Origin of the sequence: Halodesulfovibrio sp. MK-HDV (assembly GCF_009914765.1) — a bacterium.
Classification (GTDB): domain Bacteria; phylum Desulfobacterota; class Desulfovibrionia; order Desulfovibrionales; family Desulfovibrionaceae; genus Halodesulfovibrio.
On record NZ_WYDS01000002.1, the window covers coordinates 1 to 23,193 of the forward strand.

A 23,193-nucleotide genomic window follows, 5' to 3' on the forward strand; every position below is an offset into this window, starting at 1 on the left:
CTATTTGAGTAATTATGGTTCAAGGCGGCACGCCGCTGGCCAAACTATTCTATGAAATCAAAAAGTGTCCATGCCTGTAAAGCGGAGTTTGGTTGTGTCTTCCTCTTCCTTTTTACTTTATTCTCAGCATTTGTGTCTGAATAGGCAGTTGGGCTCTGACAATTGCATTTCCAGTTCTTTGGATTAAGAAGAAATTGATTACGTTGAGTTGTACAAAAGCCGTCTATCCTAAGATAGACGGCTTTTGTTGTTTTCATCTGGCTAGTAATGCTTCCAGTTTTTAGTGCACAAGGTACTCCGACTGTTTTGACTGATACCGAGTCCCAAGCTTTCCCATTCCACGCTCCCGCGGGGGGACGGGGNGCTCAGGCGCTAACGCCCCTTTCCATTCTCTCTGCGCTTTAACGCGTGATGCCATGCTTCCTCTTTCTGAGATTATTCACGGAATGATCATGGTGGTGCTGCATTTTTCCCAGTGTTATCGTTCGTACTAAAAACAATGCCGTGAATAATCTCAGAAACGAAAAGTAAGGAGGAGTGGTGGAAGTAAGTTTGCGGTCAGTGATGGTAGCTTCATCCTTGCTCTCAAGGAAGGGGATAGAGGTCGGGTGATGGTTGTGTTTCTCTCTTGTGTTATCGCTAGAGGATGAGAGAACTCTTGCATAAGCCCATCCTTGATACACGGCTGCCGTGACCAGCAGGCAGTTTTATATTTCGTATTGAAAGATAGTTTTTTGACAGCTACCGCTCTCAAACTTCCTTATTTCTAGTTAGAAACGAAAAGGAGAAATTCGCGATCTTATAGCCCGTAAGCTAATTTTTGAGCTTAAATTCTCCTAAAGTTAGAAGCAAGTTCTTCTCTATGGAATTTAAAAAATCGATTGAAAATAGTAATGGTTATAGAAAGAGATTGACTCAATTTGACCGCCCTCGTAAGCAAATGCGCAGTATGTACTTACTACTGTGTTGGAGATAGGCCACTGCGTTGCTGTTTGAACATACGTTGCGAATGTTCTTGAGGTGTGATTGCTGATTTCGCTGTAGTAGCGAATCAGCTTTTTCCTCGTGCTTTGGTCTAACGTTGAATTAATCCCCATTAGCTCACTGGAGGAGTGATCATGTCGTTCTTTAAACGATTTGGAGAATTTGGTTTAATCTTGCAATTGTTGCTAGGTATTGCAGCTGGTGTTGTTGTTGGTCTTACTGCAGGCACTGGTGTGATGGAAGTGGTTGTAAGTTTGAAATATGTGCTTGGGCAGTTTATTTTTTACTCTGTTCCGCTTGTTATTATCGCATTTATTGCACCAGCGATTGTTCGTCTTGGTAAAAACGCTAGTTCTATGTTGTTCACAGGCGTAGGCTTTGCGTATCTGTCTGCTGCTGGTGCTGCGACAATGGCTGCTGCCGCTGGCTACATTATTATTCCGCATCTTTCTATTGCAACTAAAGTTGATGCACTTCACGAACTGCCGGAAGTTCTTTTTCAGCTGAATATTCCGCCAGTGATGTCAGTAATGACTGCTCTCATTACTGCTCTTGTTTTTGGCCTGGCGACTGTCTGGACTAAAGCTGAATCTTTCGAGCGTATCTTCAGTGATTTTGAAAGAATCATGATGCAGGTTGTTAGCCGCATTATCATTCCGATTCTTCCTTTCTTTATTGCTACTACCTTCGCAGGTCTTGCATACGAAGGTACACTCACCAAACAGCTGCCTGTATTCTTGAAAGTTGTTGTGATCGTAATTCTTGGTCATTTCATTTGGCTGACTGTGCTTTACACAATTGCTGCGGTTATTTCTAAACGCAACCCGATAGAAGTAATCCGCCATTACCCTTCAGCGTACTTAACTGCTGTTGGTACTATGTCCAGTGCAGCGACTCTGCCTGTTTCCTTGGAATGTGCAGCAAAGTCAAAAGTACTTTCCAAAAGTGTTGTAGAATTTATGGTTCCACTCGGCGCAACTGTTCATTTGTGTGGTTCTGTTTTGACAGAAACTTTCTTTGCTATGACAATTTCGATGATGCTTTACGGAACCTTGCCTTCTGTAGCTACAATGGCATTGTTTATCGCGTTGTTCGGTATTTTCGCGATTGGTGCACCGGGTGTTCCTGGCGGCACTGTTATGGCATCTCTTGGTATTGTTGTGGGTGTTCTGCATTTCGATCCTGCAGGTGTGGCTTTATTGCTAGCAATCTTTGCGTTGCAGGATAGTTTTGGTACTGCATGTAACGTAACCGGTGACGGCGCACTTGCGCTGATGCTGGAAGGTATCTTTAATAAAGATAAAAAATTGAATTAGCTACTTTTGACGTAAAAAAGGTGGAGTAAGTAACTCCACCTTTTTTTTTGCTTTGAATTAATTATCGTTCTCGCGTTCTTTTATTTTCTCTATTGCTTGTTGTGCGATCTGGGCGACAGTGGTGCAATGGATTGCGCGGTCACAATAAAGATCTATCGGGCAAGCATCATTAAGAAGACTTTCAAGTGCTGGGATATTTGCTTCTGTGCCTATGAAGCCAAGAGCCCACGCTGAAAGCCCCCGGCCTTCATTGTCCTCGTCCTGTAAGCCCCACGATAAAGCTCTAACAGACGGTAGCATGAGTTCTGGATATTTCTTCGCCATTCTTCCAAGTCCCCAGTAAACCCCTCTACGGAGCGGTGGATGATCTAGATAATTGTCATCGTCTGATGTTTCCCGAACATATGAATGCAACATTCTATTGTATTCATTTGCCAGAATCTTACTGTTGATCATCGACTCTGCCATCGCTTCGGGAATACCCCAACCTACATTTCCTGACTCTTCGTTCATATGCCAGAGTAGACGTCGCATTGTAATGCGCGCCTGCTCAATATCTTCTGTTGCAAGTTTTCCCATCACCAAACCAAACGTTGTAATTGCTCGCCATTTCATTTCTCCACCAAAAAGGAAGAATGACATGAGCGGGCCCACAGTTTGTGTGGCAGGTATGGAAATTATGTGCTGCAGGGAGTCTTCCCATGCTGGTTGTTCAAGCATCGAACGTAGTTCTGTTTTTAAAGCACGAAATCTTGGCATATGCGCCTCCGAATCATTTGTTAACTTAACAGTAGGTGTTACTGATAAGAAATCAAGCTTTTTATGTACCTTATAGTTTATTTACTCTGTTTACTTCTAATTAAGATATAGGATTTGCAGCGGAAAAACAGGATAAGTGCACCAGTGCATGCTCGACTCTCTAAAATGTTAGTGGTATACGGCTTATTGAGAAAAAGGGAGTGGCTTAACATGTTTCTTCCTTTTTGACCCCGCCCGGTTTTTATCTATGTAGGTTGAAACCATTCCCCCACGGGCGGGGGTTTTTCATCAAATATACGTTGCGGGCGCGTCCTGCAGTGCCTAGAGGTGGAATATGGATAAGGCAAAAAAAGAAGCAATACAGGTTACTAAAGAAATTGTGGTAAAGTTTATTGAGACTGGCCGCGTTTCACCTTCTAATATCAGCGAAGTGTTTCCTGCGGTATTTGAAGTTGTTTCTTCTACTGTTTGTGAAGACGAATCGGAAACCGAAGAGTAGGCTTTGTAGTACATGCAATGTTCACCAAATGAACATGCCAATGAAGTTTCTGGCATGTTTAGCCGTATTGCCCGCTGGTACGACTTCTTAAATCATCTGCTTAGTGGCGGAATGGATTATTACTGGCGACAGCAGCTTGTGAAAGCAACAGTACCGGGAAAAACCGGTCTTATGCTTGACCTTGCCGCTGGTACTATGGACGTATCTTTAGAAATAGTCCGCCAGCATCCGCAGACAAAAGTTGCTGCATTGGATTATTGTCGTCCGATGCTGACCACTGGTCGCAAGAAGCTTACTAAGGGACGTAGCAGACGTATCTTCCCTGTACATGCCGATGGCAGAACCCTGCCTTTACCGGATAACAGTGTAGATTGCGCAACAATTTCTTTCGGAATTCGCAACATCATTCCACGCGAACAAGCATTTAAGGAACTTAATCGAGTACTTGTGCCTGGTGGGAGATTGTGTATTCTTGAATTTGGTACTGGGAAGAACCCTGTTTGGAAGGGCTTTTACAATATGTACCTGAAAAAAATTCTTCCTATGATCGGTAAAGTTTTTTCTGGTGATGTCAGTGCATACCAGTATCTTGCTGATACCATCATGGCGTTTCCGACTGCTGCTGAACTGAGCACGGAAATGGTGGAAGCCGGTTTTGACCGTGTGTACTACAAGCCGATGACGTCGGGCATTGTGTACTTGCACGTTGCACAAAAGAAAGCCGAGTAGAAACCCGAAGAGGTGAGAGAACCTGTCGCAATTTGTTTGCAACAGGAAATGCCCCGTTATTAAATGACGGGGAAGCGTAGCGTTGAAATACGGTGCGTTTAATGGCGCATAAGCCAAACGAGCAGAACACCGGCGGACATGGCGGTTAAGCCCATGTAACGCAATGCGTTAGGGCCGCGTTCTGCAATTTCGCGCAAGTATTTAGGGAGTTTGTCCGCAAAAAGGACGTATGGAAGACCTTCGAGAACGAATGCAAGCCCCAGCGCTGTAAGTAGTAAATTCCAATCTATCTGCATGGAGCCTGTTTTTTCATACACAGGCCATTAAGTCCAGCAGGTAACGAGGAGAAGACATGGTATCTTTTGAACGAATTGTGTCTGGAGATGTCCCTATTGCCGTTATCGGCCTCGGGTATGTCGGTTTACCTCTTGCTATTTCTTTGGCGAAACATTTTTCTGTTATCGGTTACGATCAGCATGCGCAGCGAATAGATGAACTGCGTCGTGGTAAAGATCGAACCGGTGAGATCTCCCAAGAAGCTCTCAGTAATAGTACTGCGTATTTTACTGCTGATCCGCAGCTTTTAGAAAAAGCTGGTGTGCACATAATAGCGGTACCGACGCCTATCGATGCACATCACACACCGGACTTAATTCCGTTACTTATGGCTACTCGAACCGTTGCTTCCTTCATGCAGCGCGATTCAGTTGTAGTCTACGAGTCAACGGTATGGCCGGGAGCCACTGAAGAAAAGTGTGTTCCTGTGCTCGAAAATGTATCCGGAATGCGGTTTGGCAGGGACTTTACTGTCGGTTATTCGCCGGAGCGCATTAATCCCGGAGATAAAGTGCATACCATTGAAAATGTCGTCAAAATTATTGCTGGTTCTGACGACATGACAACAGCTTTGTTGGCAGGGCTGTATGGCAGGATTATTCCTGCAGGGGTGCATGCTACCAGTTCTATAATGGTTGCCGAAGCTGCAAAAGTTATTGAAAACACACAACGTGATTTGAACATAGCTTTAATGAACGAACTGGCGATTATCTTTAACTCCTTGGGGATTGATACAGGCGAAGTGCTTGAAGCAGCTGGAACAAAATGGAATTTTCTGCCATTTACGCCAGGGCTTGTTGGCGGGCACTGCATAGGGGTAGACCCGTATTATCTGACTTTTAAGGCAGAATCGTTAGGATATCATCCGCAGGTTATTCTTGCCGGTAGACGTATTAACGATTCGATGGGCAAATTTGTTGCTGAGTCCTGCGTTAAGGAACTTATCCGTCGAGGTGTTTCAGTTCGTGATGCAAAAGTCGGGATTTTAGGGTTTACGTACAAAGAGAATGTGCCGGATATCCGCAACACCCGCGTAATTGATATTATCAGAGAATTAAAAGAGTACGGCATTGAAGCGCTCGTGCATGATCCTATTGCTGACAATGAACAGGCTATTCGTGAATATGAAATTTCGCTGAACTACCTGAAAGATTTTCAGCAGTTGGATGCTATAATTTTAGCAGTACCGCACGAAGAGTATTCTTTTATCCAGCCAAAACAGTTGCTCAAGTGGTTCCGAGATACCGGAAATACTTTAGTGTTAGATGTGAAAGGCTTTTTCGAGCCTGCTGTGATGGAGGCAGCAGGATTAGAACTTTGGAGAATGTGACGATGGCTGGACCTTTGCGCGTAGATTGTAGAAAAGATTGTTGAACTGGGTATTTCGAAGCGAGTTCGCTTCTGAAAAAAATGGAAAAAGGAACACAGCTTATAGTTGCCGCCGCAGAAGAAGATCGCAGACGTCTTGAACGTATTGCGAGATTGCGCGATGCCAGCATCGTTGCTGAGCTTTCGTTGGGCGGAACGCTTGTTAACTTTACCTTGGAAAAAATTAAATGACACTGGTTATCGCAACAGCAACTCAGACTGAAATGAAAGCTGTTCTGCTAGGGTTTAACAGGCGAGGACGGATTGGATGCAAGCTCCCCGGTATGGGGGGCTGTTGTGAAACGCCTGTTAATAATCACCATTGTCTACTTGCTATCACGGGAGTCGGGCCTGTTAATGCTGCACTAAGCATTGGCAGAATTCTCGGTGAGTGTAAGGGTATTTCTGGTGTCCTAAACCTCGGGGTTGCAGGAAGTTTTGATTTAGAGCAAGCTCCGCTGGGCAGTATAGTAGCTGCCGATTTGGAAGTTTGGCCGGAATACGGACTGCGTACAGCAGACGGTGTTGATCCGGAAGGCATTAAATTTCCTGTATGGGAATATAGTGGAGTAGATGGCCGGTATTCGGTGTGGGATAGAATAGAGCTTGATTCAGAAAAAGGTTTCCGGATGCTCAATTTATCGTCACCTAAGGATTTACTCACAGGCACAAGCATGACAGTATCCGGCGTTACCGGAACAGAAGAACGCGCCCATATGCTTATGGAGCGGTACAAACCGCTTACAGAAAATATGGAAGGGTTCTCCCTTGCACTCGCTTGTCTTCAGGCCGGAATTCCTTTTCTTGAACTTCGCACCGTTTCTAATCTGGTTGGGTCTCGCAAGCCGGAGCACTGGAAGCTGGACGATGCGCTTCAAGCTCTTGGTAGACACGCCAGGGAGCTTTTTGTTTAGAAGGTATTGAAAAACAGAGTGCCTAAGTACTGGCACTTTTTTTACAATGACTTCTAAGATGTTGGATTCACGTTTTTTCGATGGAAGCTTTTCTATGCAAGAACTCTTAGAGTACCTTACGTTAAAACAACCGCGAATTAATGCGACGTTGGCGGCAGAAACTGCTCAGCTTAACGCATTAGTTCAGCCTGTTGTTTCCCATGTGCTTACTGCCGGTGGAAAAAGGCTGCGCCCTTTGCTTACTCTGCTTACTGCTGCAACTCTCGGGTATACTGATGATGACATCTACCCGCTTGCTTGTTCTGTAGAGCTGCTTCATTCTGCCACATTAATGCACGACGATATTATCGACGATGCTGAACTTCGCCGTGGAAAACCTGCTGCGCATACGCAATTTGGTAATACCAAAACCGTGCTTGCAGGCGACGTACTTCTTGCACAGGCAAACCTTGTTGTTGCGCGCTATAATGACTCGCGCCTCACACAGTGCATTGCAGAAGCAATCGTAGAAACTGCGACTGGTGAGATTGAAGAGATTGAATATCTTCATTCTACTAACCATTCGCAGCAAACCTACATCGATATTATCAAAGGGAAAACCGCATTCTTGCTACAAGCATCATGTATTATGGGTGCTATCAAAGCAGGCGGTTCTGATGAGCAGATAGCTGCGGCATCTGATTTTGGTATGAACCTCGGCATTGCGTTTCAGATTGTTGATGACGCTCTGGACTTTGCTGTTTCTACTAAATCAATCGGTAAACCGGTGGCGGGCGACCTTCGTGAAGGTAAGCTTACCCCACCGTTACTTATGTACCTTAATACCCTTGAAGGTACAGAACGAGGCGATTTTGTAACCAAGTTTGAAGCTGGAATATTCTCTGAAGAAGAAATTTGCTTTGTTGCAAAACAAATTCGCGAGCTCGGCTTAGATGATGCCACACGCGAACTTGCAGATTCTTATTTGGACAAGGCACAGCAGGCACTTGAAATTTTGCCAGCGTGTCCGGAACGAAAGATACTGCTGCAAACTTTGGATTACGTTAAATCACGTAGTGCATAATTATTAAGGCCGTAGGGGAGACTCTGCGGCTTTTTAATTTTATGATAAAATAGTTTTTTATTTTGCCTTCNGCGAGTAGGCGGGCGCTGCCCCCTACACCCCCGTAAGGGGACGCGTCCCCTTGACCCCCTGTTAGGGCTGACTTTTGTAACGGGTACACGTAGACTGTTGGGTTTATGAGAAACGATATTTATTTAGTTCTAGCTAACGGTATGAAAGGTAGTGAGACATAAGCCGCGAGGTGGTGTTAAAAAACACGTAGATCTCGCAGATAAAATTTTTTGGAGATTTTTAAGAACCTTTTTTGAAAAAAAAGGTTCTTAAAGTCCCGCTGACAAGCGCCGCCGGAGGCACTTCCACGATTGGCTGCGCGCAGCTATCAAATATCTGTCAAAGGTACGTAGAAACTGTCTTGGGTTGTACCGAGTTGTCTCAACCGGACAGTATTGGGCTTTGTGTTTAAATGAGGTATATACCCCGCCATCACAGCCGGAATAAAACTGTGTTGGTGTGTTTATTCTTTCCAAATACAGCGGGAAGACTATTGAGTCTGCCCGTTAATTTCAGCAAGCATCAGGAGAAAATACATGCTGCGGCGCATTGAAGCTGGTCTTAGAGAAGGTGTTGTTGATACTCAGGGTATCAAAACTGCTAACAAGATCAGGGAAGCTCTCGGATTTGACGCAAAAGACGTTCGTCAGGTCAAGGTGTTTACTGTAGATGGTCTGACAGAAGAACAGCTTAATACAGTTGTGAGTGAGGCTGCTCTGCATGATCCCGTACTTCAGGACGCGGCGCTTTCTCCGGTAGCCAGTCAGGCAGACTGGGTACTCGAAGTTGGGTTCCGTCCGGGTGTAACAGATAACGAAGGCCGCACAGCGCGGGAAACAATTGCCATTGTTCTGGAACTTGCAGATCGCGAAGCGGTTTCTGTATATGTTGCAGACCAGTTCCATATTTATGGTGACTTTACGGAAGAGCAGATCGCATCTATCGGCCGTGATGTTTTGGCAAACGAACTGATTCAGCGTTTTGAATACAAATGCAAAGCGGACTGGCAGAAAGAGCCAGGTTTTGCTGCTGTAGCTGCTCGGGTTTCCGGTCAGGCTAATGATGAAGTAATGGCTCTGCCATTTTCAACCATGACAGACGATGAGTTGATGGCGTTTTCTCGCGCAAATACTCTGGCTCTTTCTTTGGAAGAATTGCATACCATCCGCGATTACTACACCAGCTCTGAAATAGTGGCTGAGCGTATTAAAGCAGGATTAAGTGCAGAACCAAGCGATGCAGAAGTAGAAGTACTCGCACAGACATGGTCTGAGCACTGCAAACACAAAATTTTCGCTTCTAAAATTGAGTACACCGATACAGAAACCGGTGCTCAGGAGACTATTGATAGTCTCTACAAAACATACGTAATGGGTTCCACCAAGACTATTCGCAAAAACAAAGGCGAAGACGACTTCTGCCGCTCTGTTTTTAAGGATAACGCAGGTGTTATCGACTTCAACGAAACTCATGATGTGTGTATTAAGGTAGAAACCCATAACTCACCTTCCGCGCTTGACCCATATGGTGGAGCACTTACCGGTATTGTGGGCGTAAACCGTGACCCTATGGGAACCGGCATCGGCGCAGATCTCGTTTGTAACACAAACGTATTCTGTTTCGCTTCTCCGTTCCACGAAGGCGAACTGCCTCCGCGTCTTCTCCATCCTCGTCGTGTGCTTGAAGGCGTGCGCGAAGGTGTTGAACATGGCGGTAACAAGTCCGGTGTTCCTACTGTAAACGGCTCAATTGTTTTTGAAGAACGTTACCTTGGTAAACCGCTTGTTCATTGCGGCACTGTTGGTATGATTCCTAAAATTGTTGCCGGTAAACCGGGTTACGAAAAAGCTGCTAAAGTCGGCGATACCATTGTTATGGTCGGTGGCCGCATCGGTAAAGACGGTATTCACGGCGCAACCTTCTCTTCTGAAGAGCTGCACGAAGGATCACCAGCTACAGCGGTACAGATTGGTGACCCTATTACTCAGCGTAAAGCATACGATTTTATTATGCGCGCTCGTAACATGGGTTTATACAACGGTATCACCGATAACGGTGCAGGCGGCCTGTCTTCCTCTGTTGGTGAAATGGCAGAAGATACCAACGGTTGTCGCTTGGATCTTTCCAAAGCACCGTTGAAGTACGATGGTCTGCGCCCGTGGGAGATTCTTCTCTCCGAAGCGCAGGAACGTATGACACTTGCTGTCCCTGCTGAAAATCTCGACGAGTTCATGGCGCTTGCTAAGCGTATGGATGTTGAAGCTTCTGCAATGGGTGAATTCACCGATAGCGGCTACTTCCACGTAACATACGGTGATAAGCCGGTTGCATTCCTTGAAATGGAATTCCTGCATGACGGTGTTCCACAGATGCAGCTTAAAGCTGTATGGGAACGTCCTGAACATAAAGATGAAGACGTGAACGTAGCGGACGCAGAGCAGGGCAACTTGCTTAAATCCATGCTGGCACGCTTGAATATTTGTTCTAAAGAATACGTTGTTCGTCAGTACGACCACGAGGTTAAAGGCGGCAGCGTTATTAAGCCTATGGTTGGCGTTAAGTGTGATGGTCCTTCCGATGCCGGTGTTGTGCGTCCTATCCTCGACTCCGAAAGCGGCCTTGTTCTTTCACACGGTATTAACCCTACCTTAAGCGATTACGACAGCTACTGGATGATGGCTAACGTTGTTGACGAAGCAGTGCGTAACGCAGTTGCAGTCGGCGGCGACGTAGACTTTATGTCCGGTATCGATAACTTCTGCTGGTGCGATCCTGTACAGTCTGAAAAGACTCCGGATGGCCACTACAAGCTTGCACAGCTTGTTCGTGCTAACAAAGCACTTGCAGACTTCTGTATCGCATACGGCGTACCTTGCATCTCCGGTAAAGACTCCATGAAGAACGATTACACTGGCGGCGGTGTAAAGATTTCCATTCCGCCGACTGTACTCTTCTCTGTCATGGGCGTTATTAAAGACGTGAATAAAACAACCACGTCTGATTTTAAAAATGACGGTGACAAAATCTACGTTCTCGGCGCAACCGCACGCGAATTAGCCGGTTCTGAAATTGCTGAAGAGCTTGGCATCAGTGCTGCTGCATGTCCGAAAGTAGATGCTGAATCCGCACTGGCACGTTACCGTGCTGTACATACAGCAATCGGTGAAGGCGTTATTAACGCGTGTCACGATTGTTCTGACGGTGGTCTTGGAGTGTCTCTCGCTGAGATGGCGCTTGCAGGCCGCACTGGCGCACTCATCAATCTTGATGCTGTGCCGGTAACTGAAGAAATGAATACAACAGAAGTTCTTTACTCTGAGTCAGCTTCTCGTCTGGTAGTATCAGTACCGGAAGACAAAGTAGAAGCTTTTGAAAACATCTTTGCTGGACAGGCCTATGGTTGTCTGGGTGAAGTTACAGGTGATGAACAGTTTATTATCGCTTCCGGCGCAACTGTTTTGGTAGCTGATAATTGCGAATCACTTGCTACGTCCTTTAAGGGCACACTTAAGTTTTAAGGTTATGAGGCTCATGTGAGCCTTATAGTTGCAGCTTAGGTTCTGTCGCTACAAGATTATTCGGGACTTGTAGCATACAGATGGTTTTGGTGAAAAGAGCGGGCGAACATGTGTTCACCCGCTCTTTTTCGTTTTGTAAGACATTATGAAAGAAAAATTTCCGCTAATTCTTTATATGTTGTGTAGATATAACTGAAGAGTAGGGTTGCACTGCAATATTTTACAATGCAGAAGTGACACTATTCTGCATACTCATGTTCTTACTCTTATTTATCAGAGAACCATGAGGAGAATCCTACATGACTACATATAATACTGCCTTTACCAGCGATAATATTGCCGGTGTATCCCCACAAGTTTTAGAAGCGATGGCACGCTGCAATGTGGGACAGGCAGATCCGTACGGACGGGACGAGTGCTCAAATAAAGCAGAGAAAATGTTGTCCGACGTTTTCGAAAGAGACTTACGCGTCTTTTTTGTAACAACCGGTACCGCGGCAAACTGCTTATCGTTGAGCGCATTAACCCCGCCGTGGGGCGCAGTATTGTGTCACAATGAAGGACATATCAACCACGACGAGTGCGGAGCACCGGAATTTTTTAACTCCGGAGCCCGAGTACTCACTCTTGATGGTGTAGATTCAAAGATTGATCCTGAGGCGCTGAAATGGGGCGTAAAGCATAGACTTGGCGACATGCACTCCTCACAGCCTACAACCGTAAGTCTTACGCAGGCAACGGAGTCAGGAACAATCTACACGCTTGATGACATATGCAGATTGGGTGCAATTACCAAAAACTCCGGATTGCGTATGCACATGGATGGTGCGCGTTTTGCCAACGCACTGGTAGCACTTAATTGTTCTCCTGCTGAAATGACATGGAAATGCGGCGTTGATATTCTGTCATTCGGTGCAACCAAAAATGGCACAATGTCAGCAGAAGCGATTGTTGTTTTTGACAAAACAATCGCGCAGGAAATGTCGTTCCGTAGAAAAAGATCCGGTCATCTTGGTTCAAAAATGCGTTTTATGGCAGCACAGATGCTGGGATACCTTGAAGATGATCTCTGGTTGAAGAATGCTCGACAAGCAAACGCCATGGCAGCAATGCTGAAAAATGGACTAGAAAAATTACCTCAAATTTCTTTGATTGGTTCACCTCAGGCAAATATTATTTTCTGTAAAATGCCTAAGTCCTGTATTGATAGATTGTTGGCGCAGGGATTCCGCTTCTACCATGATAGATGGGAACCAAATGTAGTGCGTTTTGTTACTTCGTTTGCTACAACAGAACAGGATATTCAGCATTTCTTATCCTCAGTATTTCAAGCTGTTGGATATGATAAAGCCGTATAGCGAGCGTTTCCCTACCGGAAAAATTCTTTTTTGACAGTGGCACTTTGTTGTGAGTAGGTAAGCAAACATGATGCAGAATACTGTTCAATATTTTCGCGCTCCCGATGTGCCCGGACTCGTATTAAGCGATGGGCATTTTTCCACGTTCAGCTTTGATCGTCATTTTCACTTAGACTATCATATTGGGCTGGTTGTGGATGGAGTGCAGCAGCAGAGTGCTTTTGGTAAAACGTCCCTCATTGGGCCGGGGCTTTTGTCTATACTTTCGCCTGACGAAATGCACGATGGTTCCGGATATGAAAACAGTGAGTACACGTTAAAGACCTTCCGAATTCCGCCTAATATCTTTACCGAAGAAATGGCGGATGCCATGGATTCTGCACACCGCATAGAGTTTGGCAGTACCGTTCTTGACGATAAATCGTTATGGCATCGAGCCCATTCTCTGCACACGATCCTGCAACGAGGTGATGCCACCTCCTTATTCGTGGAAGAGCAGTGGCTCGATTTAGTGAAGCGTCTATTGCTCCATGTTACCGTGCATTCAGCAGACGAACCGGAAGGTGTACTAGCTAAGCCTCACTGGAAAGAAGTTCGCGACTACTGTCACGACAATCTGTCCGAAAAAATTACCCTAGAGCAGCTTGCATCTTTATGTAATTTGAACCGCTATCAATTCTTGCGTCGGTTTAAATCTACCGTAGGCGTGACGCCTTACAATTGGTTAAAGCAGTTACGGCTCGAATCTGCCTGCGCTTTGTTGCGAAAAGGGGAGCGCGTTTCATGCGTTGCCGCGAACGTTGGTTTCTACGATCAGAGCCATTTTGTTCATGCCTTCCGCAAAGCCTATGGGGTACCGCCGTCTAAGTATTAAACGGGTGTTTGCCTTTGGCAGGTTTGTTATCTTTTGAAATTTTGCCTCCGGCGGCTTAAGAACCTCTTGCAAGAGGTTCTTAAGAATCTCCAGAAACTTTTATTATGCGATGAACTTTCGTAAATAATTTTCTCACGCGGCTTAATCCCACTGACTTAAATAATAAAAAAGGGCTGTCCTACATAAGTAGGATAGCCCTTTTCATTTTAGGAAAGGTAATGGAGCATAAGCCGCGAGGTTAAGGAAGCAACGTGCTCAGCTCGCAAGTAAAAGTTTTAGGAGAGTCCAGAGAAGCCCTTTTTCAAAGCGGTAGCTGTTTCTCGAAGAATAAGAGATTACAGATAGCGACAGTGTAACAGGGTTCTCTGGCCGCCGGAGGCAAAAAATCCACAGAAAAAATGTCGCAGAACTACTTACTACGCCCCAGACGGTGCAGCTTCAAGCTGCATGTCGGTGAGTAGACTGTCGAGTTGCGCGGTGAGCGCGGAGATTTCTGCGAGTTCACCTGATGCGCGCGCCATACCGTCCGCTGTTTCTTCTGCAACGCCTGTTACGGCATTCACAGCGTATTCGATTTGCTCTGATACGGTTGCTTGTTCTTCAGATGCAGTGGCGATGGACGTGATCTGCTGCGCCGTATCGTATGTCATGGACACAATTTTCGCCATAGACTGACCGGCAGCATTGGCGGCTTCTGTAGACGCGGTGATCTCGCTTGCAGTGCTTTCAACAGCTTCAATGTTGGTGTGTGCCTGTGCTTGAATCTGTGTAACGGCCTGACCTACGTCGCGAGTGGCGAGCATGGTTTTTTCTGCCAGCTTGCGTACTTCATCAGCCACAACGGCAAAACCTTTACCAGCTTCACCGGCGCGTGCTGCTTCGATAGCAGCGTTTAACGCCAGCAGGTTTGTCTGGTCTGCAATGTCGTTAATAACTTCCATGACGCGGGAAATTGAATCTGTCTGATTTCCGAGCAGTAGCATGGATTCTTTTAATTCAAGAATGCTGTTCTGAATGATCTCGATTGAGCCAACAGCCTGACGAACACCCACGGCACCTTCTTCAGCACGCTCTTTGGAGTCGTTTGCTAATTCGGCTGCGTTGGATGCGTTGTGCGCAACGTCTACAACGGTAGAGTTCATTTGCGTGATCGCTGTGGCGGTTTCGATCATACGTTCACGCTGCACATCTACTCCACCGTTTACGGTATCTACTTGTGAGGTAAGATTTCCGATGGAGTCGTATACGCGTGTTGAAATATCTTTTGCTTTTTCTGCAACGGTGCGGATGGTTTTGATAATAGCAGCAATGCGGTGTTCCTTTTCCTGCGCTACTGCAAGAGCTTCTTCCGTACGCTGAGCATTGCGTCTGGCTTCTGCGCTGGCATCATCTGCCTGCTTCATAAGCGTATTTAGCGTGGCGACCATCGCTACCGTGTCGTTTTTGAGATTCTCAAACTCATGCAGGTATGTTGCGTTGATCTTTGCATGTAAATCTCCCCCCGAGACTTTATTTGCAAAGGTTCGCATATCATCCAGCGGTGTGAAGAGATGTCTGCGTAAATTTATGATGACAAAGCAAAGCAGAGCCGCACCTAAGAGCATAGCTATTGTCTGAAGTGTAAGCAGGGTACTTACGCGCTGATCAGCTTCTTTTTGCAGCATACCGACGGCTTTGTTCATGGCTGCCAGTACTTTTATGCTTTTGGATGAGATAGAACGCAGGGCGTTGTCGTTGCCGTTTCGGGCAGAGTTTACGAGCTCTCTATATTCAGTCCAAAGAGTTTGTACTGTGAGGAGCTGTTCGCGAACAACGCCTGTAGCACCGGGAAGATACGCCTTGGCTCCGGATGGATTGAGCGTGGTTGGAGCGTTGCCGGAGTTGATGAGCGCACGCAGAGTGTTATCAAAAACTTTTTCTGTGTTTTTCAATTGCTTGATGGCTGCTGCTTTATCCTTAGTAAAGGAAAGTACGAGCGTTTCTTTAGCAATTTTTTGACTCAACATTCGCTGTCTTCCAGAAAGATTGATAACGAGGCCATCACTCTTTTGCTGGTTTGTCACGTAGTATGTGCTTGAAAACATGGCGACAATAACCATGAAAATGGAGATGAATGACAAAAGCATGCGTGCTTTAAGATTCATGAGGAAATCCCCCCTAATAGGATACAACATGGAATGGATGATTACGGCTGTGTGGTCGATAACGTCTACACTCAAGTCGTATCGGTCTGAACAGCGATAACATTACAGAATAGTGCACGGGTGGTGGGGCTTTGAAGAAGATAACTAAAAAGCTCCTGTAGTTCTTACAGGAGCTTAATAATAACTATTGTTCTTTACAAGCTATTTCCAACGATTCATGAACGGAACAGCAGTACCCTTTTCTTCAATATCTTTGATTAAGGCACTACCGAAAACAACAGCATCAATTGCATCACCGAATGGCTCAAGCTGCTGCGGCTCTTTGATACCAAAGCCGAGGGCAAGAGGAATATCAAATACTTCGCGCGCATCGCTGAGTGTTTTCTTCAATTCTGGTGGAAATGCGACGGCTGCACCTGTGGTTCCCATGTAGGAAACAACATATACGTAGCCTTCCGCTTCCTGTGCATACATTTGCATACGCGCTTTAGGAGTGTTTAGACCGATAAGAGAAATAAGCGCAATTCCCTCTTCTTTGAGGATTGCTTTGAATTCAGAATCTTCATCAAATGGGAGATCCGGAACAATTAAGCCTGATACCCCTGCTTTTGCTGCATCTGCTGCAAATTCTTTAAAGCCGTATTTAAAGAATGGGTTGATGTATCCCATAAGCACAAGTTCTGCCTGATACTGGCCTTTGCGCTCGATGAGTTCATTCATAATCCAACGCAAGGTAACGCCTTGTTCCAATGCTTTGATGGATGCTGCTTCAACTACAGGGCCATCAGCCGCAGGGTCGGAGAACGGAATACCTATTTCGATAATATCTGCACCGTTGGAATCAAGTTCTTTCAAGTGCGTGAAGAAATCTTTTTTTGTTGGAAATCCGGCTGTGAGAAACGGAATGATTGCCTTACGGCCTGCCTTAGTCGCAGTATTTATGCGTTGTGTAAGTGATGTCATGACTGCCCCCTTAATCAAACAGCTCGGTGCATTGTTCTACAATATCCATGTCTTTGTCGCCACGTCCTGAGAGGTTAACAATAACATTGCAGCCTTTCGGGAACTTTTCTTTGTTCTCAAGCACGTATGCTACGGCATGTGAACTTTCCAACGCAGGAATAATACCTTCAGCACGGGTAAGCGTCTTGAATGCATTGAGCGCTTCATGATCGCAAACCTTAGCGTAGACTGCACGTCCGCAGTCATGCAGGTGCGCGTGTTCTGGTCCTACACCCGGATAGTCGAGTCCACCGGCAATGGAATGAGAAGGGAGAATCTGGCCGTCATCGTCTTGCAAAAGCTTGGTTCGTTGACCGTGCAGGATTCCATCGGTTCCAAGACAAAGCGGAGCTGAGTTTGTGCAGCCTTCTTCGCCGGTTCCCGCAGCTTCAACACCAATAAGCTGAACGTCTGTATCATCCACGAAGCCTGAGAATATGCCGATAGCGTTCGAGCCGCCGCCAACACAGGCAATAACAGAATGCGGCAGTTTGCCGGTGCGTTCAAGAATCTGTTTGCGGGCTTCTTTGCCTACAACTGACTGGAATTCGCGTACCAGTGTCGGGAACGGATGTGGTCCCGCAGCTGTGCCGAAGCAGTAATGGTAGGTTTCCTGTTCTTTGATCCAGAAACGAAGCGCCTCGTTAATGGCGTCTTTCAATGTTTTTGAACCTGCTTCAACAGGGACAACTTTAGCGCCGAGCAGCTGCATGCGGCGTACGTTATGGAATTGTCTTTCCACATCAACAGCGCCCATAAAGACAATGCAGTCCATACCAAGAGCGCGGGCTGCGGTTGCAGTTGCAACGCCATTCATGCCTGCGCCGGTTTCGGTAAGCAGAGCTTTTTTGCCCATATGCTTTGCGAGCAATGCCTGACCAAGCACGTTGTTGATTTTGTGTGAGCCTGTATGGTTTAAGTCTTCACGCTTAAGATACAGGTTGAAGCCCAGATCTTTTGAAATGGTAGGACAATGCGTTAGGGGGCTTTCACGTCCTACATAGTTTTTGAGATAATCTGAAAATTCTTTCTGAAACGCTTCGGAAGGCACAATGTGCTCCAACGCGTGTTCCAGTTCTTTAAGGGGCGGAATGAGAAGTTCCGCTACAAATTGACCACCGAACTTGCCGAAGTATCCTCTAGTCATGATATTCTCTCTTTATGCAGCCTTACGCCAAAGGCTGCTAAAATTTATGGTAAAATGGGGGCGATGAGCGCCTCCATAACGATTCGCAGTTTTTCCGGATCTTTTTTGCCCGGTTCAGATTCTACACCTGAATTTAGATCGATGCCACAGGGGGCGCACCCTGTAATCACTTCTCTTACGTTGTCGGGGCCAATACCGCCTGCGACAAACCATGATTTGTAACCACGTAATCCGTTAAGGAAACTCCAGTCTTGTGTTTTGCCGTGTCCGCCACCGGATGTACCGGCGTCCATAAGGAAAAAGCGGGAGCAACCCATAAACTGTTTCATATCTGCCTCAAGATCTTCCCGCGTTTCGTAGCGGGCAGGCCAAAACACTTTCATCACTTTTTGCTTGCCGACTCTGGCTGCAAACTCTGTGTCTTGGTCATTATGAAGCTGAGCAAGGTGCAGTTTAGCGCGCTGCATTATCAGGCGCACTTCGTCTGCTGTCTGGTGCGTAAAGACACCAACACGCATGACGTTTTCTGTCTCAATGGCTTTGACTTTTTCCACTGTCATAGCTCTGGGGCTCTTTTCATCGAAAATAAATCCGATCAAATCTGCACCCAGTTCAATGCATAAATCAGCATCTTGCTGTGTGGTAATGCCACATACTTTCACAAAGGATTCTTTGTGCGCCATTAATGCTCTCCTTGAGGTTATTCTAATAGCCGGTTAAGCGCCTTCTGAGGGTCTCCACCCTGCATGAGCGCTGTGCCGACCAGCATCGCATCGTATCCCGCCGTTTCAACTTGGCGTCGTTGTTCGGGCGACGAAATACCGCTGGCCGCGATCCATACTTCGGTAGTTCTGCGGTGAGGAATCATTCTCTCGCATATTGCAAGGTCAGTTTCCAATGTAGCTAGGTTTCTATTGTTTACCTGAATTATTGTAGCATTAGCAAGCCTTGCAAGAACAAGATCTGCGTGATTAAAAACCTCTACAACACTTTCAATTCCAAATGACTCGCCAAGTTCAATCAATTCAGTAAGTTCTGATGGTGAATTGAACATGCGTGCAATGAGTAACTGAGCAGATGCAGGAGTGGAAGCTGTCTCAACAACCTGCAAAGGATGTACAATAAAATCTTTGCGCAGCATTGGTAAACCAACAAACTGCATTCGCTTTAAGAACTCAAGCTTACCCTTAAAGTATTTTTCTTCAGTTAGCACGGAAAGTGCTGTTGCTCCTGCTTTTGCATATTGCTCTGCTACATCTTCAGGAGAAAGATGTGGTGCAATATCGCCACGCGAAGGTGACGCACGTTTGTATTCTGCAATGCACGCCATTTTGTTTGCACACAATGTTGCAGCAAACGGAATACGTTCACCTTTGTAGGCTGTTGGCAGCGTATCGTTCTTTTCCTGTTGAACAAGTCGCGCAATTTCAGCATGTTTCGCTGCAAGAAACTTATTAAGCATGGAGGACTTTCCTTCCGACTCCTGCTGCAACGGCTTCGCGTGCGCGTTCCATACAGGTATTAAGTGGTTCATTAGTAATAAGGTGCAATGCCATGCCCGTATTCAATGCCAGCATATCAAGCATCGCTTTAGGGCCTTTTCCTTCCAGTAAGTCACGTAGAACAGTCAAGCCTTCTTCTTTGCCCTGAACAGCCAGATCTTCTTCTGCACACGGTTCAAAGCCAAATTCAGCAGGATTAAGTTCCGCCTGACGAGTGGTGCCGTTTTCAACAAAAATAACTTTCGCAACACCGCTTGTGGTCAATTCATCGTATCCACCTGCGCCATGTACAACCGCAGCACGTTCAACTCCCGCCTGTGATAGTACTTCCGCCATAATTCCCATAAACTCAGGCTTAGCAACGCCAAGCAGCATATGTGTAGGACGGGCAGGGTTAAGCAATGGGCCCAAAAGATTAAAGAGCGTGCGGTAGCCAAGTTCCTGACGAACCGGCATTACATGCTTGAACGCAGGATGATAATCTGGTGCGAACAAAAATGCGAAGCTACGCTTTTCAAGTTCAGCCGGAATTTCTTCCGGCAGCAATCGGAGTGGCAAGCCAAGGCCTTCAACAGCATCAGCGCTGCCACATGAAGAAGACACAGCGCGGTTGCCGTGTTTAGTAACTGTGAAGCCCATTCCCGCAAGGGTTAGGGCAGTTGCAGTAGAGCAGTTGAATGAATTTTTACCGTCGCCGCCTGTACCAACCAAGTCGATTGTTGCGCCTTCAATAGGCTCAACCGGCTTAGCGCGTTCTAAACAGACACGCACAGCAGCGTGGATTTCTTCTGCCGTTTCGCCTTTCTGACGCAGCCCCATCAACAAAGAACCAGCTTGACCGGATGTCATTTCTCCGTCCATCAGCTTGGTAAAGACGCAGTGTGCGACCTCTTCGGTTAAATGCTGGCCTTCCGCAAGGCGTTCTAAAATATCTGCCGTATTCATCTCATTGTTCCTTATCGTCATTGTGTTGTGCCTCCAGTGTGTCTGTGACGCTTTTTTTTGTCTTTGGTGACCTTGTTTTTGTCTCCGACGGCGCTTGCCAGCGGGGTGCCTGGCGAGTCTGCGACGTTTGCCTCCGGCGGCTTAAGAACCTCGCTCTGCTGTCTTTATCCGTAAAACTCGAAGACTCGTTAACGGCTAAAACTTGCAAGAGGGTTCTTAAGAATCTCCAGAAATCTTTATTAGGCGAGGTGCATACGTTATCTTTGCTCTCTCGCGGCTTAAAGGGTGCTGACTTGGAGTGTCAGGGAAGAGCGTTCGCTGGGCGACCTTCCTTGTTGTATGAGGAATTCTTGTGTTGGAAAGAATTCCTCAGCGTTACAGACCGGTTAGTACGAGGAGATTATGAGTTTTTAGCTGTAATTTTTTCGGGAAAATTTTCCAGCATAGCCTCGCCTTGTGGTGTCAGAATCGATTCGGGATGAAACTGAACACCAACCCAAGGGCGGTCGGCATATTTAATGCTCATAATCTCCTCTTCTCCGTCCGGTGTATGTGTGGAGGACGTTGGAACAAGTAAGTTGTCTTCGTTTTTTGTAATAATTAGAGAGTGGTAGCGTGCCACTTGCATAGGGGATTCAAGCCCTTCAAAAAGTCCTTCCCCGTTATGTTCAATGCTTGAATGTTTGCCGTGCATAATGCGTGGAGCAATATCCACTGTGGCACCTGCAAAATGAGCAAGTACCTGATGCCCTAAACAAACACCCAGAACAGGAACTTCCTTTGGAAGCAGAGCCAAAAACTCTAAGCATAAGCCTGCATTCTCCGGTTTACCCGGACCTGGAGAGATGCACACCATCTCGAGCTTTCCGCTTGCTGCAAGTTCTAATAATTCTGGATCATCATTCCGAACTACATGCGGATATCGTCCAGTCTTTTGAAATGCCTGCACCAAATTAAAGGTAAAGGAATCGTAGTTATCGATAAGAAGAAACATGCTATCTCCATTGCCAGTCCGTTCTGTATCCACATGTTGAGCAAGCCGTAATGCTGTATGTGGGTGAAAGGTCCTCGCAAATAAAAGTTGTATTAACGTCCTATGCCCAAAGGGCAAATAAACTCGCGGTCAAGGGGGCGTCCCCCTTGCGGGAGGTGCAGGAGGGTGGAACCCTGCCTGCCCGTCGGAGACAACCTCCGCCGGAGGCAATTAGCGTCCAGCAAAAACATCCGCTTGCCCCGTGGCTTTGAGGGTCACTTTGAGTACACGGGCTTTGTTGTGGCATTCTTCCCATTCTTTTTCAGGAACGGAGTCATGCACGATACCCGCGCCGCACTGCCATTGGACAGTGTTGTCTTTGACCCACATGGTTCGGATAAGAATACCGGTATCGAGGTTCACGGATTCTTTATCCAGTCCGAGCCAGCCGATGGTGCCAGCGTAGGCGCCTCTGGCGACTGCTTCTGTTTCTTCAATAATTTCGATAGCGCGAATTTTCGGCGCGCCGCTTACGGTTCCAGCAGGGAAGGTTGCACCGAGTACATCTAGTGCGTCGTATCCCTTTTTAAGTTGAGCTTTCACGTATGAGGTCATGTGCATTACGTGGCTGAACCGTTCAACCTGCATAAATTTTTCTACGGACACGGTGCCTGCTTCGGCGATGCGTCCCACGTCGTTTCTTCCAAGATCTACGAGCATGACATGCTCTGCGCGTTCTTTTGGATCAGCGAGCAGATCTTCTGCCAGTGCTGCATCTTCTGCGTCAGTTGCGCCGCGTGGACGAGTACCGGCGATTGGGCAAACTTCCACTGTGTTATCCTGACAACGCACCATGGTTTCCGGTGAAGCCCCGATGAGCGTGATGTGTGAAAGGCGCATGAAGAACATGTACGGTGACGGGTTAATCTGTCGCAATCTGCGATAAAGAATAAACGGATCACCTTCGAATGAAGCCTGAAAACGGGTAGAAACTACTACTTGAATGGCTTCGCCTTGTCTGAGTTGTTCCTGCACTTTTTGAACGTTTCGCAGGTAGGAAGCTTTGTCCGGTATGGTTGTTACTTCGCCAATGTTCGGTGCTTCCGGTGTGCGTTCAACTGCTGTTCTGTCCATCTTAACGGGCAGGTTATCCGCTAGATTGAGCATGCAGAGCTTGTTGTATAGGTGATCGAAGAGAACAATTGTGCCGGGTAGCATGAGGCATGCATCGCTATTTTCCGGCGGTAGGACTTCTTCTAATTTTTTCTCGAACATGCCGATTGTTGTGTATCCAAAGTAGCCAAAGAGACCGCGGGCGATGGCTGGGAGCTCTTTCATGTCGCCTTGCGGTTCAATGTGGATTGCTTCCATTACCTTGCGGGCACCTTCGATAAAATCCATTCCTTCGAATTCTTTAAGCTTGTTGAGCCTGCTATCGCGGGAAGCAACTTCGAGTTTGCCGTTTTTGCAGCCAAGGCGAAGAAGCAGGTTAAAGCCGATAACGCTGTATCTGCCACGTCTTCCATCTACCTCTGCACTTTCGAGAAGGAATCCCTGACTTTTTCCGACGAGTCCTAAGAAAAGGCTTATGGGGGTCTGAATGTCTGCTGCCAACCATTGGCCTGTCTGCTGTAACGTGATTTTCATGGCATTCGTTCTCTCGTTTAGTGTGTTGATAGGGTCATAAAAAAAGCCGCACCTCTTATAAGAA

General features: G+C 46.5%; 20 protein-coding genes. 10 read left to right on the forward strand and 10 right to left on the reverse strand.

All coding sequences use genetic code 11. The features are described from left to right. Window positions 1-1,118: 1,118 nt before the first annotated feature. A complete protein-coding gene (locus MKHDV_RS01600) occupies window positions 1,119-2,300 on the forward strand; it encodes a cation:dicarboxylate symporter family transporter (protein WP_160711595.1) in 1,182 nt (393 codons plus the stop codon). A gap of 57 nt (window positions 2,301-2,357) precedes the next feature. Here MKHDV_RS01600 and MKHDV_RS01605 read toward each other — a convergent pair whose 3' ends face one another. After that, window positions 2,358-3,059, reverse strand: a complete 702-nt coding sequence (locus MKHDV_RS01605) for a DVU0298 family protein (RefSeq protein WP_160711597.1) — start codon at window positions 3,057-3,059, stop codon at window positions 2,358-2,360. A gap of 334 nt (window positions 3,060-3,393) precedes the next feature. Between MKHDV_RS01605 and MKHDV_RS18585 the strand changes: the two genes are divergently transcribed. Beyond that, window positions 3,394-3,558 carry a hypothetical protein gene (locus MKHDV_RS18585; protein WP_162859819.1) on the forward strand — a complete coding sequence of 55 codons (165 nt, stop codon included), beginning with the start codon at window positions 3,394-3,396 and terminating at the stop codon, window positions 3,556-3,558. Between the two features lie 12 nt (window positions 3,559-3,570). Continuing rightward, complete coding sequence (gene ubiE / locus MKHDV_RS01610; protein ID WP_160711599.1) at window positions 3,571-4,287, forward strand: bifunctional demethylmenaquinone methyltransferase/2-methoxy-6-polyprenyl-1,4-benzoquinol methylase UbiE; 717 nt, start codon at window positions 3,571-3,573, stop codon at window positions 4,285-4,287. A gap of 98 nt (window positions 4,288-4,385) precedes the next feature. Here ubiE and MKHDV_RS01615 read toward each other — a convergent pair whose 3' ends face one another. Then, entirely contained in the window at window positions 4,386-4,583 is a 198-nt protein-coding gene (locus MKHDV_RS01615; RefSeq protein WP_020000240.1) for a DUF2065 domain-containing protein, read from the reverse strand. A 56-nt stretch (window positions 4,584-4,639) separates the two neighbouring features. Here MKHDV_RS01615 and MKHDV_RS01620 point away from each other — a divergent pair, with 56 nt between their 5' ends. The 7 genes from MKHDV_RS01620 (at window position 4,640) to MKHDV_RS01650 (ending at window position 13,769) form a co-directional block, all read left to right on the forward strand. Next, window positions 4,640-5,953, forward strand: coding sequence for a nucleotide sugar dehydrogenase (locus MKHDV_RS01620; protein ID WP_160711609.1), 1,314 nt, complete (start codon window positions 4,640-4,642; stop codon window positions 5,951-5,953). 80 nt (window positions 5,954-6,033) lie between these two features. Then, a complete protein-coding gene (locus tag MKHDV_RS01625; RefSeq protein WP_160711611.1) occupies window positions 6,034-6,183 on the forward strand; it encodes a hypothetical protein in 150 nt (49 codons plus the stop codon). Next, complete coding sequence (gene mqnB / locus MKHDV_RS01630; protein ID WP_160711613.1) at window positions 6,180-6,905, forward strand: futalosine hydrolase; 726 nt, start codon at window positions 6,180-6,182, stop codon at window positions 6,903-6,905. The genes MKHDV_RS01625 and mqnB overlap by 4 nt, the downstream gene beginning before the upstream one ends. Before the next feature lie 94 nt (window positions 6,906-6,999). After that, a complete protein-coding gene (locus tag MKHDV_RS01635; protein ID WP_160711615.1) occupies window positions 7,000-7,968 on the forward strand; it encodes a polyprenyl synthetase family protein in 969 nt (322 codons plus the stop codon). Between the two features lie 587 nt (window positions 7,969-8,555). After that, window positions 8,556-11,537: an AIR synthase-related protein gene (locus tag MKHDV_RS01640; RefSeq protein ID WP_160711617.1), complete on the forward strand. Its 2,982-nt coding sequence runs from the start codon at window positions 8,556-8,558 to the stop codon at window positions 11,535-11,537. A 299-nt stretch (window positions 11,538-11,836) separates the two neighbouring features. Continuing rightward, window positions 11,837-12,895 (forward strand): low specificity L-threonine aldolase, encoded by a 1,059-nt coding sequence (locus tag MKHDV_RS01645; RefSeq protein WP_160711619.1) that lies wholly within the window; start codon window positions 11,837-11,839, stop codon window positions 12,893-12,895. A gap of 67 nt (window positions 12,896-12,962) precedes the next feature. Then, a complete protein-coding gene (locus MKHDV_RS01650) occupies window positions 12,963-13,769 on the forward strand; it encodes an AraC family transcriptional regulator (protein WP_160711621.1) in 807 nt (268 codons plus the stop codon). A 416-nt stretch (window positions 13,770-14,185) separates the two neighbouring features. Here the strand turns inward: MKHDV_RS01650 and MKHDV_RS01655 are convergent, their stop codons facing one another. From MKHDV_RS01655 to MKHDV_RS01690, 8 genes are all read right to left on the reverse strand, one after another. Next, the gene (locus MKHDV_RS01655) at window positions 14,186-15,913 is read right to left on the reverse strand and encodes a methyl-accepting chemotaxis protein (RefSeq protein ID WP_160711623.1); all 1,728 of its coding nucleotides are present in this window, start codon (window positions 15,911-15,913) and stop codon (window positions 14,186-14,188) included. 201 nt (window positions 15,914-16,114) lie between these two features. After that, window positions 16,115-16,876 (reverse strand): tryptophan synthase subunit alpha, encoded by a 762-nt coding sequence (gene trpA, locus MKHDV_RS01660; protein WP_160711625.1) that lies wholly within the window; start codon window positions 16,874-16,876, stop codon window positions 16,115-16,117. A 10-nt stretch (window positions 16,877-16,886) separates the two neighbouring features. Further along, window positions 16,887-18,062 (reverse strand): tryptophan synthase subunit beta, encoded by a 1,176-nt coding sequence (gene trpB, locus MKHDV_RS01665; RefSeq protein ID WP_160711627.1) that lies wholly within the window; start codon window positions 18,060-18,062, stop codon window positions 16,887-16,889. 44 nt (window positions 18,063-18,106) lie between these two features. Continuing rightward, window positions 18,107-18,745 carry a phosphoribosylanthranilate isomerase gene (locus MKHDV_RS01670; RefSeq protein ID WP_160711629.1) on the reverse strand — a complete coding sequence of 213 codons (639 nt, stop codon included), beginning with the start codon at window positions 18,743-18,745 and terminating at the stop codon, window positions 18,107-18,109. Between the two features lie 17 nt (window positions 18,746-18,762). After that, window positions 18,763-19,524: an indole-3-glycerol-phosphate synthase gene (locus tag MKHDV_RS01675; RefSeq protein WP_160711631.1), complete on the reverse strand. Its 762-nt coding sequence runs from the start codon at window positions 19,522-19,524 to the stop codon at window positions 18,763-18,765. After that, on the reverse strand, window positions 19,517-20,530 hold the full coding sequence (gene trpD / locus MKHDV_RS01680; protein ID WP_254060389.1) for an anthranilate phosphoribosyltransferase: 1,014 nt from the start codon (window positions 20,528-20,530) through the stop codon (window positions 19,517-19,519). The genes MKHDV_RS01675 and trpD overlap by 8 nt, the downstream gene beginning before the upstream one ends. A 379-nt stretch (window positions 20,531-20,909) precedes the next feature. Then, complete coding sequence (locus tag MKHDV_RS01685; RefSeq protein ID WP_160711635.1) at window positions 20,910-21,503, reverse strand: aminodeoxychorismate/anthranilate synthase component II; 594 nt, start codon at window positions 21,501-21,503, stop codon at window positions 20,910-20,912. Between the two features lie 210 nt (window positions 21,504-21,713). Continuing rightward, the gene (locus MKHDV_RS01690) at window positions 21,714-23,129 is read right to left on the reverse strand and encodes an anthranilate synthase component I family protein (protein ID WP_162859820.1); all 1,416 of its coding nucleotides are present in this window, start codon (window positions 23,127-23,129) and stop codon (window positions 21,714-21,716) included. Window positions 23,130-23,193: the final 64 nt, after the last annotated feature.